This is a genomic window from Noviherbaspirillum sp. UKPF54 (assembly GCF_007874125.1).
Classification (GTDB): Bacteria; Pseudomonadota; Gammaproteobacteria; order Burkholderiales; family Burkholderiaceae_D; genus Noviherbaspirillum.
Genome location: NZ_CP040128.1, coordinates 2,116,730 through 2,133,669, shown reverse-complemented (window position 1 = coordinate 2,133,669; position 16,940 = coordinate 2,116,730). Strand labels below are relative to the sequence as shown.

Here is a 16,940-nt window from a genome sequence, read left to right as displayed (position 1 = left end):
ACCGCCTTCCGGCGGTGTGACAACGAAGGCGGGGCAGAGGTCATACACCTGTGCCCCGTTTCGTTTTTGAATCGCCGTTTCTGGATTTCCGATTTCTTTTCACGGGCGAAAAAGCCGCATGAATTCCCTCGAACAAATTGTCATCCAGGCGCAAGCCGATTTCGCCGAAGCTGGCGATGCAGCCGCTCTGGAGAATGCAAAAGCCAAATACCTCGGTAAGACCGGTCAGATCACCGAGCAGATGAAGGGCCTCGGCAAGCTGGCGCCGGAAGATCGCAAGGTACAGGGCGCCGTGATCAACACCGCCAAGGAAAAGATCGAAGCCGCGTTGAGCGCGCGCCGCGAAGCGCTTGCCAACGCGCAGATGGAGGCGCGCCTGAACGCGGAAGCGATCGACGTGACGTTGCCCGGTCGCGGCCGGGGTGCCGGCGGCATTCACCCTGTGATGCGCACTTGGGAACGCATTGAGGAGATTTTTCGCTCGATCGGTTTCGACGTGGCTGACGGCCCCGAGATCGAAACCGACTGGACCAATTTCACCGCATTGAACAGTCCGGAAAACCATCCGGCGCGTTCGATGCAGGATACCTTCTACATTGAAGGCAAGGATACGCAAGGCAAGCCGCTGCTGCTGCGTACGCATACTAGCCCGATGCAGGTGCGATACGCACGGCAGAACCGCCCGCCGATCAAGGTGATCGCGCCGGGGCGCACCTATCGTGTCGACAGCGATGCGACGCACTCGCCGATGTTTCACCAGGTCGAGGGCTTGTGGATAGCGGAAGACATCAGTTTTGCCGACCTGAAGGGCGTGTACCTGAATTTCGTGAAGGCGTTTTTCGAGACCGATGACCTGCAGGTGCGCTTCCGGCCTTCGTATTTTCCGTTTACGGAACCATCCGCCGAGATCGATATCGCGTTCGGTAGCGGGCCACTGAAAGGGCGCTGGCTGGAAGTGTCTGGCGCCGGCCAGGTGCACCCGACCGTGGTGCGCAACATGGGGCTCGATCCAGATCAATACATTGGCTTTGCATTCGGCTCCGGAATTGAGCGTCTGACCATGCTGCGCTATGGGATCAACGATCTGCGCCTGTTTTACGAAGGTGATCTGCGCTTCCTGAAGCAGTTCAACTAGGAATATTTTGGGCCCCTCCTGATAGAGGGGCAGGGAGTGGCGAACCGCTCACGCATGGTTCGCCTGGCCTCCTCCTGATAGGGGAGGCAACGAGATATCTGAAGGTTTTAATATGCAATTCTCCGAGAGCTGGCTGCGCACCCTGGTTGATCCGAAGATGACTTCGGACGAGTTGTCCCATCTGTTGACGATGAGCGGACTGGAAGTGGAAGAAGTCGAGCCGGTCGCGCCGCCGTTTTCCAATGTCGTCGTCGCAAAAGTGGTCGAGGTCGCGAAGCACCCGAACGCGGACCGTCTGAATGTCTGCCAGGTGGATGCCGGAACCGGTACCTTGCTCAATATCGTCTGCGGCGCGCCGAACGTGCGCCCTGGGCTGAAAGTCGCCTGCGCGATGGCCGGCGCCAAGCTGCCGCCGGGCGAAGACGGAAAACCGTTCGAGATCAAGGTCGGCAAGTTGCGCGGTGTCGAGTCGCAGGGCATGCTGTGCTCCGCGCGCGAGCTGAAGCTGTCGGAAGAAGGCAGCGGCCTGCTCGAATTGTCGGATGATGCACCGATCGGACAGAACTTTCGCGACTACTATCAGCTGAACGACCTCAAGTTCACCATCAAGCTTACGCCGAACAAGGCTGATTGCCTGTCGATACTCGGTGTCGCACGCGAAGTTTCCGCCCTGACGGGAACGCCGTTGAAGGCGCCGACCTACCAGACGGTCGAAGTGACGACGCAGGAAAAGCTGCCGGTCAAGGTGTCGGCGCCGGATCTGTGTGGCCGTTTCTCCGGCCGCGTGATTCGCGGCTTGAACGCGCGGGCGGAAACGCCGGAGTGGATGAAGCGGCGCCTGGAACGCAGCGGCCAGCGTCCGATTTCGGCACTGGTGGACATCTCGAATTACGTGATGCTCGAACTGGGCCGGCCGTCCCATGTGTTCGATCTCGACAAAATTCATGGCGGACTCGACGTGCGCTGGGGCCAGCAGGGTGAGTCGCTCAAGCTGTTGAACGGGAATACCGTGGACGTCGATAGCTGGGTGGGTGTGATCGCCGACGAACAGGGTATTGAATCGCTCGCCGGCATTATGGGCGGCGACTCCACGGCGGTATCGCTCGACACCCGGAACATTTATCTGGAAGCCGCGTTCTGGTGGCCGCAGGCGATCCAGGGGCGCGCACGGCGCTACAACTTCTCGACCGATGCGGCGCATCGTTTCGAGCGCGGCGTCGACTTTGCGACAACCGTGGATCACCTGGAGCGCATCACGGCGCTGATCGTGGAAATCTGCGGCGGCCAGGATACGGTGGTTGGCCCGGTAGATGACCATGTCGTTAATCTGCCGCAGCGCAAGCCTGTGTTGATGCGCACCGCGCGCGCGGTAAAGGTGATCGGCGTTCCGCTCTCGGATGTGCAGATCGCGGACATTTTCACGCGGCTCGGACTGTCGTTCACGCAGGAGCCGGGCGTGTTTTCGGTCACTCCGCCATCCTATCGGTTCGATATCGAAATCGAGGAAGACCTGATCGAGGAAGTGGCGCGCGTCTACGGCTTCGAGAACATTCCGGCACTGCCGCCCGTGGCCGCGAATACCATGCGCATCGCGCCGGAAAATACCCGCTCGCTGTTTGCGATTCGCCGCCGCCTGGCAGATTTCGACTACCAGGAAGTGGTCAACTTCAGCTTTGTCGACGAAGCATGGGAAGCGGATTTTGCCGGCAACGCCAATCCGATCAAGTTGCTCAACCCGATCGCCAGCCAGATGAGCGTGATGCGCACGTCGCTCGTCGCCAGCTTGGTGGCGAACGTACGCTACAACCTGAATCGCAAGCTCAACCGCGTGCGCCTGTTCGAAATCGGCGCAGTGTTCCTGCGCGACGAATCCGTGCAGGATGGCCCGCTGTCGGTCGCGGGTTATGCGCAACCCAAGCGTGTTGCCGCGATCACCTATGGCCCGGCGGTAGATGAACAATGGGGCCAAGCACATCGCAATGTCGATTATTTCGACGTCAAGGCCGACCTGGAAGCCTTATTTGCGCCGAAAGCATTGCTTTTCGTGAAAACCGAGCATCCGGCATTGCATCCGGGGCGCTGTGCAAAAGTACTGCTCGATGGGCAGGAGATCGGTGTCATTGGCGAACTGCATCCGCGCTGGCAGCAAAAGTATGACTTGCCCCTCGCGCCGGTCGTATTCGAGGTTGATGCCCAGGCGTTGCAGGCACGCGATATTCCGGTTTATCAGGAAATCTCGAAATTCCCGGCAGTGACTCGCGATATCGCGCTGGTTGTCAAACAATCAGTGAGCGCGCAGGATCTGATGGATGCGTTTGTTGCCGAGCGGCAGGAGAACGCTGCCTGTGCTATCATGCAAGCCATTGTTTTATTTGATGAATATCGTGGCAAGGGACTGGAGAGTGACGAAAAAAGTCTTGCTTTCCGGTTCACCTTGCAAGATACTCAAACTACCTTGCAAGACGAAAAAGTAGATGCTGCAATGGCCGCATTTATTGCGTCTGTCGAGAAGAAGCTTGGCGCCAGGTTGCGCGCATGAGTGTGTGCGTAATCGCGAGCATGAGCATCGGCTACGGGCTGGGCAGGGACGACAACTACCATGAATGACGTGAATTCTGCCGAATTTCAATCCGTGTTGGCCGCCGACCTCAATCGTGCAATGCAAGAGGCGCAGGCGCGTACGCAGGCTGAAAAGGACCTGCCGACCCTGACCAAGGCGGAGCTTGCCGAACTCCTGTTCGAGCAGGTCGGCCTGAACAAGCGCGAAGCGAAGGATATGGTCGAAACCTTTTTCGACGAAATCCGCAACGCGCTTGAGCGCGGCGAATCGGTCAAGCTGTCCGGCTTCGGCAATTTCCAGTTGCGCGACAAGCCGCAACGCCCGGGCCGCAATCCCAAGACCGGGGAGGAAATCCCGATTACCGCGCGGCGCGTCGTCACCTTCCACGCCAGCCAGAAGCTGAAGTCGATGGTGGAAGTGGCCAGCCGCAAGCCTCTCGCACGCGTCGCCTGAAATCCTGATCCATGAACGAGCGCTCTAACAAGCCTGAAGCGATCGCTTTGCCGCCGATTCCGGCCAAGCGCTATTTCACGATTGGCGAAGTCAGCGACCTGTGCGGCGTGAAGCCGCATGTGCTGCGCTACTGGGAGCAGGAATTTACCCAGCTCAAGCCTGTGAAGCGCCGCGGCAACCGCCGTTATTACCAGCATCACGAAGTGTTGCTGATCCGTCGCATCCGGGAATTGCTTTACGAGCAGGGATTTACCATCAGTGGTGCGCGCAACAAGCTCGAAAGCCGGATGGTAGATGACGAAGAGATGCTGTCTGTCTTGCCTGCGCTGGAAGTCGATACCGTCGCCATTCGTCAGGAACTGACGGAGATACTTAACCTGCTCAAGCCTTAGCCGTGTCCCGCGGTATGCGCCTCCAGCCAGACAATAAGCCGCTTTCAGCGGCTTTTTTATTTCTGGGCATTAGTTGCTCTCGAGTAGTCTGGTGAGGCCATGTTGCCACTGGATGTTGATCACGGCGAAAGTGGTAATGGGAGGATCATGCTGTACTGAAGTTTCATTTAGCGTTGGACGAGAAACATCTGCGCCGGATAGGACTGTGGCCGTCATAGCCGCGTCATCCGAGCGGCGTTTGCCTGCATAAACTGGAGGAGACGAAACATGAAATCGTCGGTTAGTTTCCATTGGGATATTGACGGTATTCAGCGCGCTGGCATGGAGTCCTTGCTGGATTTGTTCGACGATTCCTGCGAAGGCACGATAGCCGTCGATGATCATGGGCGCATTGTCTGGATGAACGACAAATATGCCAGCTTCCTTGGCCTCAAGAGTGCCGCCAGTGTGCTGGGCAAGCCGGTGGAGGAAATCATCCCGAACAGCCGCATGCGGGAAGTTGTGCAAAATGGCAAGCCGATTTTGCTCGATATCATGATGATCCGCGACCAACCCCTGGTGGTGATGCGTATCCCGCTCAAGGACGAGGCAGGCAAGATCATCGGTGCCATCGGCTTTGCCTTGTATGACCGCCTGCAACAGCTCAAGCCGCTGGTATCCAAGTTCGCGGAACTGCAGTGGGCGCTGACCAGTACACAGAAGGAACTGACCAAGCTGCGTCATACCAAGTACTCGATCTCGAATTTTGTCGGCGTCAGCCCCTTGTCCCTCGAACTGAAGCACCGCGCGCGCCGCGCGGCGCAGCTCGATACGACCGTGCTGCTGCTGGGCGAAACCGGAACGGGCAAGGAACTGCTGGCGCATGGGATTCATGCCGCGTCGGGCCGTGCCGGAAAACCGTTTGTCGGCATCAATATCGCGGCCGTGCCGGAAACGCTGCTGGAAGCGGAATTCTTCGGCGTGGCGGCCGGTGCTTATACCGGCGCCGAACGCAAGGGGCGTCACGGCAAGTTCAAGATCGCCGACGGCGGCACGCTGTTCCTGGATGAAGTCGGCGACATGCCTTTACAGGTGCAGGCCAAGCTGTTGCGCGTACTGCAGGAACAGGAAATCGAGCCGCTCGGCTCCAACACTATCATCAAGGTCGACGTGCGCGTGATCGCCGCCACCAGTCACGACCTCAAGAGGCTTGTTGCCGAAGGCAAGTTCCGTTCCGATCTGTATTACCGCCTCAACGTGCTGCCGATTGTGCTGCCGCCGCTGCGTGAGCGTATCGCCGATCTCGATGCGATCTGCGAAAACCTGCTGGAGCAAATCGCCTACCGCACCGGTATGCCGCAACGCGAGCTGACGCCATCGGCGCGCGCCCTGTTTGCATCGTATGACTGGCCGGGCAACGTGCGCGAATTGCGCAACGCACTGGAACAGGCCGGCATGCTGACGGACAGCATCAGCTTGTCGGTGGAACATTTTGCAGCCATTTTACCCACGTCGGGAGCCGCGCCGCTTGCGCCCCCCAAAGCAGAAATAGCAGCGAGCGCTGCGACGGTGAAGCCGTTGGGCGAGTCGATTGCCGAACTGGAAAAGAACATTATCCGCAACGCGTTGCGCCATGCAGCCGGAAACAAGGCGAGGGCGGCCAGGCAACTAGGAATTTCCCGCGCGACGCTTTACCAGAAAATTGACGATTATCAGTTGTTGTCTGATGAATAGGCATGTGTCTGTTTGTTGAACATTTCACAAACCCCTTGTTTTTCAAGCGGCTAAGCCCAAGCGCGATGAAAGTGTCTAGTTTCTGAACGGTTTTCGCGTCCACATTTCTCTATGTAGGCTGCTGCAGAGCAGGTTAACCTAAAAGATTCCTTAAAAATCAAGAGCTTAGTTACTTTGGCATAACTATTGCCATCGTTGCTCGATTGCTGGTGAGGATCGTGTTGTCGGGGTAGCCAGTTCTGCCAAGCGGGTTGTGATTGAAGTGTAGGGAGATAGGGCGCTGTAGAACAGTGGTTTGTGTGGCACGGGATACCAGTATAAGGACTCCGGTGCGCCGTTCAATTCAAGGAGAAGACACTATGACAAGACAAAAGATATCCGGTGTTGCATTGGCCATCGCGGGCGGTGCCCTGACAGTATGCGGGGGCCATGCCGGCGCGGGCAATTTGTCGAGCGGCATGGTCAACACCAAGCCGCCCTTTATCCGAGGCGCCGTGTTCAGCCAGGCCTATGACGGCATCAGCGACGACTTGCTGACGGCCGGCCTTGGGGCTGGCGGCTTGGCGGGTGCGGCTCCCGTCATCGCCAATCCGGCCAGCCCGACCGCGGCCGAATTGCGCCGCCTAGCGATCTGGAGCAACTACCGGGCCCTGATCGATGTGGCCACCAACGGCGGCTACGGCACACTCTACGGGCCGAACGTGACGGCCGACGGCGCGGTCACCAGTGGTGCCGGGAAGATCGCCGGGAAGGAATTCATCGCGTATGCGGACGATGGCAGCGGCAGGCAGAATGTGGTGCTGATGGTGCAACTGCCGGATACATTCAATCCTGCCAAGCCATGCATCGTCACGGCGACCTCGTCCGGCTCGCGCGGCATCTATGGCGCTATCGGCACATCGGGCGAATGGGGGCTGAAGCACGGCTGCGCGGTCGCCTACACGGACAAGGGCAGCGGCAACGGTTTTCATGATTTGCAGTTGAACCGCGTGACACTGATCGATGGCACGATCGTCGACGCCGATGCCGCTAGCAGCGCCGCGCATTTCAGGGCGCAGATCAGTGACACGGCGCGCATCGCATACAACGCGCAGTTTCCCAATCGCGTGGCGTACAAGCATGCGCATTCGCAGCAGAACCCGGAAATGGACTGGGGTAAGAACACGCTGCAAGCCATCGAGTTTGCGTTCTATGTGCTGAACGAACAGTATGGCGCCAGGAACGGAGCGGTGAAGGCGCGCACTATTGTGCCGTCCAATACGCTGGTGATTGCTTCGAGCGTGTCCAACGGCGCAGGGGCAGCGGTGGCGGCGGCCGAGCAGGACAAGGACGGCTTGATCGATGCCGTCGTGGTGTCCGAGCCCAACGTGCAGCCCAAAGACAATGACAAGCTCGTCATCAAGCGCGGCAACCGGGTAGTGACGACGCACAGCAAGCCGCTGGCCGATTACTTCACCTATGCCAGCCTGTACCAGCCGTGCGCCGCGCTGGCCGTGCCGAACAGCCCGGGAGCGGCTTTACTGTCCGCGGCCAATTCCGCCAATCGCTGCACGGCACTCGCCGCCAAGGGACTGGTAAGCGGCAGCACCACGGCGGAGCGGGCGGCCGACGCATTGAACAAGCTGCATGCCTATGGCTGGGAAGCGGAACAGGATGTGCTGCAGGCGTCGCATTACCGCCTTGCGACGCCTGCGATCGCCGTGACTTACACCAATACTTACGGGAGGTTCGGCGTCACCGACAACCTGTGCGGATTCAGCTTCGCCAATACCAATGCATCAGGTAACGTGGCTGCGCAAAACCCGCTGGTGCAGGCGGCGCTGTTCGGCACCGGCAACGGCATTCCTCCAACGTCCGGTGTCAATATCGTCTACAACGATGCGGTCGGCGGTCCCAGGCTGGACTTGCTGAGCGTATCGCCGTCGAGCCAGCTGGCTGACTTTGCGCTCGATGGCGCGCTTTGCCAGCGCGCACTGGCAACAGGAGTCGATCCGGCGAGCGGGGCGGCCCTGAAAGGAGAGTTGCGGGCGCAGTCGCAGCGCATGCGGCAGGGCATATCCGAAGTCCAGCTGAACGGCGAGCTGCGCAACAAACCGGCCATCATCGTGGCCGGCCGCAGCGACACGCTGCTGCCGCTGAACCACACGTCGCGCGCCTATTTCGGTAAGCTGCAAATGACCGGCGGCGGGACCAACGCGCGCTTCATCGAAGTCGAAAACGGCAACCACTTCGATGCGTTCATCGATAACCCGCTGTTGCCAGGCTACGACTCCCGCCTGATTCCGATGCACTACTACATGATCCAGGCCTTGGATCGCATGTGGGCGCATCTCACCGCCGGTGCGGCGCTGCCGGGCAGCCAGGTGGTGCGTACGATGCCGCGCGGCGGCACGCCCGGCGCGGCACCGGCGATCACCACGGCGAACGTGCCGCCGATCGCCTCCACGCCGGCCGCGGCAAACGCGATCACCTTCGCCAATAACACGCTCAACATCCCCGATTGAGCGGCGCCGGCAGGCGCGAATGGTGGGGGCGCGCCTGCGCCTTCGCGAGGGGCGAAAAATGCAGGCCTCTTGTGCAGGGGCGCTACACGCCGTATGGATAGGTATCCGGAACTCCCTCATGCGCCCAGTGCGGCGAGAGATCGAGCGGTTGTAGCGCATGCGTCCGGTCGAAATGGATGACGGCGTCGAACTGTTGCGCCATATGGGCATGGAAGTAATGGCTCGCGCGTTCGGATTCGGGAAGGTAGAGCACGCCGATCGCGCGTTCCATGCGGCGTTCGCTCAGCAATTCCTGCACGTGCGGCGTGCCGCGAATCGGCACGAAAAAGCCGGGCACGCGGGTGTCGTGCAGCAGATGCTCGAAACTGTCCGCCGCCGACGGGAGCACCGTCTTCAGTTCCGCCGGCGCATCCCAGTCGGACGCCGCCGTGACGGTGCCGGCGTGGGTGGTGAAACCGAGCAGGAAGCAGTCTTGGCCCGCCTGTTCGCGTACCAGCTGTCCGAGATTGAGCTGCCCGCGCTCGCCCATCTCCGTCGCCCTGGCGTCGCCGATATGGGAGTTGTGGGCCCACGCGATGACCTTGGCACGGCCGCCCTTGCGCCTGGCAATGTGCTCTCGCAGCGCCTGCAGGGTATTTGCCATGTGCGTGTCGCGCAGGTTCCAGGATTCGTCGCGCCCCTGGAACATCGCGCGGTAATAGGCTTCCGCATTTTGTGCGACCCGCGCATTCTGCTGCGCGTAAAACAGCTCGTCGATCGCAGCCTGCGGCAAGCCGTCGAGGCGGCCTTCCAGTTGCCGTTGCGTCTCGGATTGCAGCTCGATCAATTGGCGCACCACTTCATCCTCGCAATCCTTTCTCATGCCAAAGGTCGCCGCATAACCATAGCGTTGCGGGTCTTCCGCCGAGTGGTCGAAGCAGCCGTAGCGCGCGCGGGCGCGCTTGGCTGCCTCGGGGTCGACCTGCGACAGATAGCGCACCACGGCATCCATCGAACTGCGCAAGCTGTACAGGTCGAGGCCGTAAAAGCCGACGCGGCGCCCGGCCTCTTCGATCCCCTGATTATGCGTACGCAGCCAATCGACTAGCGCGACGATCTCGGTGTTGCGCCACATCCATTGCGGAAAGCGCTGGAAATTTCCGAGGGCTTCTTCCGGCAGCATGTCGGGGGCGGATGAATGGGATTTAACGTGGTAGCGGCTCGCGCCCTGCACATACCGGCTTACGCGCAACGCATCCGGCCAGTCCGCTTCGACGGCAATGGCGTCGAATCCTTTTTTTGCAATCAGGCGTTTGCTGATTTCGGCACGGTCTCGATAGAACTCGTGCGTGCCGTGCGTGGCTTCGCCCAGCAGCACGATCGACACATTGCCCAGCTGTTCAATGATGGAATCATAATCTTCGTCACGCGTGATGGCCTGGACTTCATGCCGTAGCGCTTCGTGCAGGGAACGGTCAGACATAGGGAGCCTCTTGCATCGTTGCTACGCCGGTGACTCGTCGGCGCGAAGGCTTCCGTAGACGCTCGAACGGCACCGGCGTCATAGCATTCGGTCGCGCGCGGATTCAAAAGTTCACAAAGGAACAGAGGGCGCGGGATGGCTGAAAGGCATACCTCAACGGACAGGTCGTTACTCTGGAAAATAAGCATGAGTGCGAGCCCCGATTTCGTTTGCCAGCTGCGAATGGCGTAGGCGGGCGCACGAAGCCGCCCATCAATCGTAAGACTGCATTGAGCGGCGACAGCGTTCAGGGCTTTGTCATGGCGCCCGACGCGGACAACAGGAAGCAGTGATAGAGATTTCTGGCATGCATGGTAGAAACCGTTATCGCTCTGCTATAATGTAAGGCTTCGTCGGGGCGTAGCGCAGCCTGGTAGCGTACTTGCATGGGGTGCAAGGGGTCGGGAGTTCGAATCTCCCCGCCCCGACCAATAGAATCAAGCAGTTAGAACAAGCCGGAGCAATCCGGCTTTTTCTATTGTGGCTTGGGATGTCTTGCCTCCCGGACTCATCGCCAACCCGCTCAACCGGTGTCACGCCATATCATGCCCATCACTATCAGCCAGCAGTTCGACGCCGGCGCCATCGAAGTCATTCGCGCCGACAGTCCCGTCACGATCGATCTCACTCTGCGCAAGGATAATCATGCCGATTTCCTGCAATGGTTCCATTTCCGGCTGCAGGGCGCGCGCGGTCAGGAGTGCGTCATGCGCTTCCTGAATGCCGGGCAGGCCGCATTCCCGCAAGGATGGGAAAACTATCAGGCGGTCGCCAGCTACGACCTTGAAAACTGGTTCAGGGTGCCGACGACATACGACGGACAGGTGCTGACGGTACGTCACGTGCCGGAACGTGACAGCGTGTACTACGCGTATTTCGAACCTTATTCCTGGGAACGCCATTTGCGCCTGTTGGGCAAGGTGGAAAAACATCCGTTTGCCCGCGTCGAACGCCTCGGCGCCACCGTGGATGGCCGAGACCTTGACCTGGCCGTGATCGGCAACCCAGATGCGGCGGCCAAGGTGTGGGTTATCGCGCGCCAGCATCCGGGCGAAACCATGGCCGAATGGCTGGTTGAAGGGATGATCGACGCATTGCTGGATCGCGCCAATCCGATTGCGAGTAAGCTTTTGCAGCAAGCAGCGCTCTACATCGTGCCAAACATGAATCCGGACGGCTCGGTGCGCGGCAATCTTCGCACCAATGCGGCCGGCGCCAACCTGAACCGCGAATGGGTCGCGCCGTCGATGGAAAGAAGCCCGGAAGTCTTTTTTGTGAAAAACAAGATCCATGAAGTCGGTTGCGACCTGTTCCTCGACATTCATGGCGACGAAAGCCTGCCTCATGTCTTCGTCGCAGGCTGCGAAATGCTGGAGGGATTCAGCGAACGGCAGGCTGCCGAACAACAAGTATTTATCGACAGCTTTAAGCTGGCCAGCCCGGATTTCCAGACCGAACATGGCTACGAGGCTAGCAAATACCGCGCCGACATGTTGCAGCTGGCATCGAAATATATCGGCCACACGTTCAAGTGCATATCGCTGACGCTGGAGATGCCGTTCAAGGACAACGCTTCATTGCCCGATCCCGAGGTCGGCTGGAACGGCGCACGCAGCGCCAGGCTGGGGGGCGCGATGCTGCAACCGATCCTGCACTCGATCACGCGGGGACGGTCGTGAGCGTCGAAATAGAACGCAAGTTTCTGGTGACGGACGAACGCTGGAAGACGATGGGGCAGGGTGTATTGCTGCGCCAAGGCTACCTGTCGTCGTCACCGGAGCGCATTGTGCGGGTGCGCATTGAAGGTGAAGGCGCAATGCTGACGATCAAGGGCCGCACTGTAGGTGCCACGCGCAGCGAATGGGAATATCCGATTCCGCTGGAAGATGCGCAGGCGTTTCTCGACAATCTGTGCGAGCGACCTATCATCGAAAAATATCGCTATCGCATTCCGTATCAGGGCTTGACCTGGGAAGTCGATGAGTTCCTGGGCGAAAACTCCGGACTGGTGGTGGCGGAAGTCGAACTCGAGAGCGAAGACCAGGCGTTTGCCAAACCGGCTTGGATAGGGCAGGAGGTGACGCACGATGCGCGCTACTACAATGCGAATCTGCTGCGCCACCCCTATGTCAGGTGGTGAGGCGTAATGCCAAGGGCGTCAGTGGAAATGCTCGGTTCCGCTTGGCGCATCCTCGGGCATTTCGGCGTGCACCAGTTCGCCTTCGGCATCCGGATACAAGGGCGCGCCGCAGTCGTCGCAGAACTCCATCGGAAAGCGTTCGCTATGCCGCTTGATATGCGTGATGCCGCAGGCACGCAGCAGTGCCACGATTTCTTCGATCGGCGTGCGCAATTCCTGCGACACGCTTTCCGGCATCATCACCGCCTCCAGCGTGGGGCTGACGGTTTCTTCCTCGTCTTCCTGGCCATATAGTGGCCATACGACGCCATAAACGACTTCCGGATTCTGGCGCAGCGTAAACGCGACGCGATATTCGTCGACGTGTCCGGCGACCGGGTCTTCGCTGAAACCGCCGATGATGGCGCGCAGCCCGCTCGTATCGACGCTGAGTGTATTGGTCAGGTAATGTACCGCCGCCCGGATGGACGCCGGCCGGATTTCCTTGTCCGCCTCGCGGCAGGCAATGTAATACGCTTCCGGCATTAGCAGTTCGACACCGCAACCGGGCAGCAGCGACATGATATTTGGCGTCGCCTGCGCACGCCATTGCGCCAGCGCCTGCATGCGGTCGGAAAGATGCAGCGATGCTTGCCATGCAAACAGCGGCTCGCCGCTGCGCGCGGCCACGGCTGCCAGCAGATAGCGCGTGTCGGCGAGGAAGGGAGCCGTTTCCGGCGGATTGGCGAGAGGCCGAAGCGCAAGGCCCTTGACGGCGGACTGGGCCATGCGCTGGGTCAGGGCGAACGTTTCGGCATGGGTGCGCGGCAATTGATCGATCGAAAAAAGCGTCGGTTGTAGCGCAAGATGGGTATCGGGCGCCAGCAAGTGGCCATGCAGATGCGCGGACAAGGTCGTGCGCATCTCGTCCGGAATGGTGCCGGACGCAATCGTAAACCGTGTCCAGGCCAGGACCGGCGCGGCGATCAGCAGCACGTCGTACTGCATGCCGTCGTGTTCGAGCGTGCAGGACTCGCTGTTGGCTTCGACCGATTCCATCAGCGTGTCGTACGCGGGAAGGTCGGTTTTGAACAAGTGCTCCAGGGCTGCGTCGATCGTGTCCTGGTGCCCCGATTTCAGCAGCTTGTGCAGCAAGGTGTCCACGCAGCGTTCCCAGCCGCGTTCCTCCAGGCGACTTGCCGCCTGTGTCTTGCCTTGAGATAAGGCAACCAGACGTTGGCTGTCACCTGACAGCCTGTTGGGTGAACTTTTGGAAAAACGGCGCATGACGGATAAAAGGAGAAGGCGAAGAGAGGTGTTGTTATTGTATTAGATTCAACGTATGCCGGCCGAGATGGATCGCGCCGGAGCATGAAAAAATCATATTGGGGCGCCGGGTCGCGTTTAAAGGCATGCACTTCGATAAAGATTTCGATGCACCGGCGGACAACTGTTAGGAATAGGGGGCGGGAAAATAAAAAAGCCGCATAGCACGACGCCATGCGGCTGCAAAACGGGGCGCTTACTTTGATTCGGCGTGTGCCGGTGAAGCCGATGCGGCCGGGGCGGAGGCGACTGGCTCGTGACCGCCTGCTTCGCCTTGCATATCCACCTTGTCGCCGCCCTTCATGATGAAGAACAAGGCAGCCAGCGCGAACGCCATAAATCCTGCAAAAATTTTCCACATGGTTTGTCTCCTGAATTATTGATTTAAAGAAAACGCCGGATCAACCGGCGTTTTCCTTGATTCAAGACTACCTGTGGATTCTTACGTCCGGCTTGCACATTGCGTCGCCGTCCGGCTCCTTATGCCGCGAGCAGTTGCCGCAGAACGAAGGGCAGGATGCCGCCGTGCTTGTAATAGTCGACTTCGATCGGCGTATCGATGCGCAACAAGACTTGTACTTCCTGCTTCTCGCCGTTGGCACGGTTGATCACCAGCGTGACTTGCTGCTGCGGCTTGAGGTCGCCTTCGAGGCCTTGCAGGTCGAATGTTTCATTGCCCGTGATGCCGAGCGACTGCACGCTGTCGTCGCCGAGGAATTGCAGCGGCAGCACGCCCATGCCGACCAGGTTGGAGCGGTGGATGCGTTCGAAGGAACGCGCGACCACCGCCTTCACGCCCAGTAGCTGCGTGCCTTTGGCAGCCCAGTCGCGCGACGAACCGGTGCCGTACTCTTCGCCGGCGAATACCATGGTCGGGACGCCGTCGCCGACGTACTTCATCGCGGCATCGTAAATCGACATTTGCTCGCCGCTCGGTTGGTGCACCGTCAGGCCGCCTTCGACGCGCGAACCGTCTTCCTTGGGCGGGATCATCAGATTCTTGATGCGCACGTTGGCAAAGGTGCCGCGCATCATGACTTCATGGTTGCCGCGGCGCGAACCGTAGGAATTAAAGTCGGCCTTCGTGACCCCGTTTTCCAGCAGCCACTTGCCTGCCGGGCTGGATTCCTTGATCGAGCCGGCCGGAGAGATATGGTCGGTCGTGATCGAATCGCCGAACACGCCCAGTGCGCGTGCACCCGAGATGCCGGTCGCGGCAGCCTTCGGTTCCATGCCGAAATCGGCGAAGAATGGCGGTTCCGCGATGTAAGTCGATTGGGGCCAGTTGTACACTTCACCCTTGGCCACGCCCTTGATCTGCTCCCACAGCTTGCCGGGCGCTTCCTTGACTTCCGCGTAGTTTTCCTTGAAGACAGACGCGTTCATCGCGAATTTCATCAGCTTGCCGATTTCCTGCGAAGTCGGCCAGATGTCTCCAAGGAAAATATCCTTGCCGCCCTTGCCCTTGCCGACCGGTTCCGTCATCAAGTCCCTGGTGACGTTGCCGGCGATCGCATAAGCGACGACCAGCGGCGGCGACGCCAGGAAGTTGGCGCGGATGTTCGGGTGAATGCGCGCTTCGAAGTTGCGATTGCCCGACAGCACTGCCGCCGCGACGATGTCGTTCTTGACGATGGCTTCATTCAGCTCGGCGGTCAGGTCGCCGGCATTGCCGATGCAGGTGGTGCAACCGTATGCTGCCACGCCAAAGCCCAGTTTTTCAAGGTAGGGCAGCAGGCCGGCCGCTTCCAGGTATTTGGTGACCACGCGCGAGCCGGGTGCGAGCGAAGTCTTGATGTGCGGCGCAACGGTAAGGCCGGCTTCCACCGCCTTCTTGGCCAGCAGGCCGGCGGCCAGCAGCACGCTCGGATTCGAGGTGTTGGTGCAGGAAGTGATCGCCGCGATCAACACATCTCCGCTCTTGACCTTGATGCCGTCCGAGGTCTCATACTCGGCTTCCAAATCTTCCGCCTTTTTGTTGAAGCCGTTCTGCGATACCGGCTTGGAGAACAGGTCTTGGAAGGTCGATTTTACGTGGCCGATTTCGATCCGGTCCTGCGGCCGCTTCGGGCCGGCCAGCGACGGCGCGACGGCCCCGAGATCGAGCGTGACCACATTGGTGTAGTCGATGTCGCCATCCTTCGGAATGCCAAACAGGCCTTGCGCCTTGAAATAGTTTTCGAAAGCATCGATCTCGGCCTTGCTGCGGCCGGTACCCTTGAAGTAGTCGATGGTGGCTTCATCGACCGGGAAGAAGCCCATTGTCGCGCCGTATTCCGGCGCCATGTTGGCAATCGTCGCGCGGTCGGTGGTCGAAAGCGACGCGGTGCCTTCGCCGAAGAATTCGACGAACTTGCCGACGACCTTTTCCTTGCGCAGCATTTCGGTGATGGTCAGTACCAGGTCGGTGGCGGTGACACCTTCGCGCAACTGGCCGGTCAGGTTCACGCCGATCACGTCCGGGGTCAGGAAATACACCGGCTGGCCCAGCATGCCCGCTTCGGCCTCGATGCCTCCCACGCCCCAGCCGACTACGCCGATGCCGTTGATCATGGTGGTGTGGGAGTCGGTGCCGACCAGGGTGTCGGGGTAGAACACGCCATCCTTGTTATGCACTCCGCGCGCCAGGTATTCGAGGTTGACCTGGTGCACGATGCCAAAGCCGGGAGGCACCACGCCGAAGGTATCGAATGCCTGCATGCCCCACTTCATGAACTGGTAACGCTCGTTGTTGCGCTGGAATTCCAGCTTCATGTTCAGGTCGAGCGCTTTCTTGTCGCGGAAGTAGTCGACCTGCACCGAGTGGTCGACGACGAGGTCCACCGGCACCAGCGGCTCGATGTTCTTCGGCTTCTTGCCCATCTTGCTTGCCACGCCGCGCATTGCCGCCAGGTCGGCCAGGAGAGGAACGCCGGTGAAGTCCTGCAGTACCACGCGCGCGACCACGAACGGAATTTCATCGACGCGCGCCGCCGTCGGGCTCCAGTTCGCGAGTTGCTTGACGTGCTCTTCGGTGACCTTCTGTCCGTCGCAATTGCGCAGCACCGACTCCAGGACGATACGGATTGATACCGGCAGGCGCGATAGATTCACGTCGAGTTTCTTCGCCAGCGCGGGAAGCGAATAGAACTGGCCCTTCTTGGAGCCCGAGAGATTGAATTCCTTGAGCGTGTTCAGAGTGTTGCGGGACATAGCCTCTCCTTTGTTATTGAAAACTGAACTGGTGACAAATGAATT

General features: G+C 59.8%; 13 protein-coding genes and 1 tRNA gene. 9 read left to right on the top strand and 5 right to left on the bottom strand.

All coding sequences use genetic code 11. From position 1 onward, the window contains the following. The first annotated feature begins 118 nt into the window (after positions 1-118). From pheS to FAY22_RS09820, 4 genes are all read left to right on the top strand, one after another. On the top strand, positions 119-1,135 hold the full coding sequence (pheS, locus tag FAY22_RS09835; RefSeq protein WP_146330036.1) for a phenylalanine--tRNA ligase subunit alpha: 1,017 nt from the start codon (positions 119-121) through the stop codon (positions 1,133-1,135). A 112-nt stretch (positions 1,136-1,247) separates the two neighbouring features. Beyond that, positions 1,248-3,674 (top strand): phenylalanine--tRNA ligase subunit beta, encoded by a 2,427-nt coding sequence (gene pheT, locus FAY22_RS09830; protein ID WP_146330035.1) that lies wholly within the window; start codon positions 1,248-1,250, stop codon positions 3,672-3,674. 60 nt (positions 3,675-3,734) lie between these two features. Continuing rightward, a complete protein-coding gene (locus tag FAY22_RS09825) occupies positions 3,735-4,148 on the top strand; it encodes an integration host factor subunit alpha (protein ID WP_146330034.1) in 414 nt (137 codons plus the stop codon). Positions 4,149-4,159: 11 nt separating this feature from the next. Further along, on the top strand, positions 4,160-4,540 hold the full coding sequence (locus FAY22_RS09820; protein ID WP_146330033.1) for a MerR family transcriptional regulator: 381 nt from the start codon (positions 4,160-4,162) through the stop codon (positions 4,538-4,540). Positions 4,541-4,609: 69 nt separating this feature from the next. On the opposite strand, the gene FAY22_RS21980 is transcribed toward FAY22_RS09820, so the two are convergent. Beyond that, entirely contained in the window at positions 4,610-4,924 is a 315-nt protein-coding gene (locus tag FAY22_RS21980) for a hypothetical protein (protein WP_168204716.1), read from the bottom strand. On the opposite strand from FAY22_RS21980, the gene FAY22_RS09815 reads away from it, so the two are divergent. Together FAY22_RS09815 and FAY22_RS09810 are read left to right on the top strand one after the other, a co-directional pair. Next, positions 4,808-6,253, top strand: coding sequence for a sigma 54-interacting transcriptional regulator (locus FAY22_RS09815; RefSeq protein WP_210411930.1), 1,446 nt, complete (start codon positions 4,808-4,810; stop codon positions 6,251-6,253). The two genes, FAY22_RS21980 and FAY22_RS09815, sit on opposite strands and share 117 nt — an antisense overlap. Before the next feature lie 359 nt (positions 6,254-6,612). Then, positions 6,613-8,757 (top strand): 3-hydroxybutyrate oligomer hydrolase family protein, encoded by a 2,145-nt coding sequence (locus FAY22_RS09810; protein ID WP_146330032.1) that lies wholly within the window; start codon positions 6,613-6,615, stop codon positions 8,755-8,757. An 82-nt stretch (positions 8,758-8,839) separates the two neighbouring features. On the opposite strand, the gene FAY22_RS09805 is transcribed toward FAY22_RS09810, so the two are convergent. Continuing rightward, a complete protein-coding gene (locus FAY22_RS09805) occupies positions 8,840-10,219 on the bottom strand; it encodes an erythromycin esterase family protein (RefSeq protein WP_146330031.1) in 1,380 nt (459 codons plus the stop codon). Between the two features lie 393 nt (positions 10,220-10,612). Between FAY22_RS09805 and FAY22_RS09800 the strand changes: the two genes are divergently transcribed. From FAY22_RS09800 to FAY22_RS09790, 3 genes are all read left to right on the top strand, one after another. Next, positions 10,613-10,689: transfer RNA gene (locus FAY22_RS09800), tRNA-Pro, on the top strand. 114 nt (positions 10,690-10,803) lie between these two features. Further along, complete coding sequence (locus FAY22_RS09795) at positions 10,804-11,937, top strand: M14-type cytosolic carboxypeptidase (RefSeq protein WP_146330030.1); 1,134 nt, start codon at positions 10,804-10,806, stop codon at positions 11,935-11,937. After that, positions 11,934-12,398, top strand: a complete 465-nt coding sequence (locus FAY22_RS09790; RefSeq protein WP_146330029.1) for a CYTH domain-containing protein — start codon at positions 11,934-11,936, stop codon at positions 12,396-12,398. The genes FAY22_RS09795 and FAY22_RS09790 overlap by 4 nt, the downstream gene beginning before the upstream one ends. 18 nt (positions 12,399-12,416) lie before the next feature. On the opposite strand, the gene FAY22_RS09785 is transcribed toward FAY22_RS09790, so the two are convergent. From FAY22_RS09785 to acnA, 3 genes are all read right to left on the bottom strand, one after another. Next, complete coding sequence (locus FAY22_RS09785) at positions 12,417-13,664, bottom strand: DUF2863 family protein (protein WP_146330028.1); 1,248 nt, start codon at positions 13,662-13,664, stop codon at positions 12,417-12,419. Between the two features lie 235 nt (positions 13,665-13,899). After that, positions 13,900-14,064 carry a hypothetical protein gene (locus FAY22_RS21975; protein ID WP_168204815.1) on the bottom strand — a complete coding sequence of 55 codons (165 nt, stop codon included), beginning with the start codon at positions 14,062-14,064 and terminating at the stop codon, positions 13,900-13,902. 119 nt (positions 14,065-14,183) lie between these two features. After that, a complete protein-coding gene (acnA, locus tag FAY22_RS09780) occupies positions 14,184-16,895 on the bottom strand; it encodes an aconitate hydratase AcnA (RefSeq protein ID WP_146330027.1) in 2,712 nt (903 codons plus the stop codon). Between the last annotated feature and the right edge of the window lie 45 nt (positions 16,896-16,940).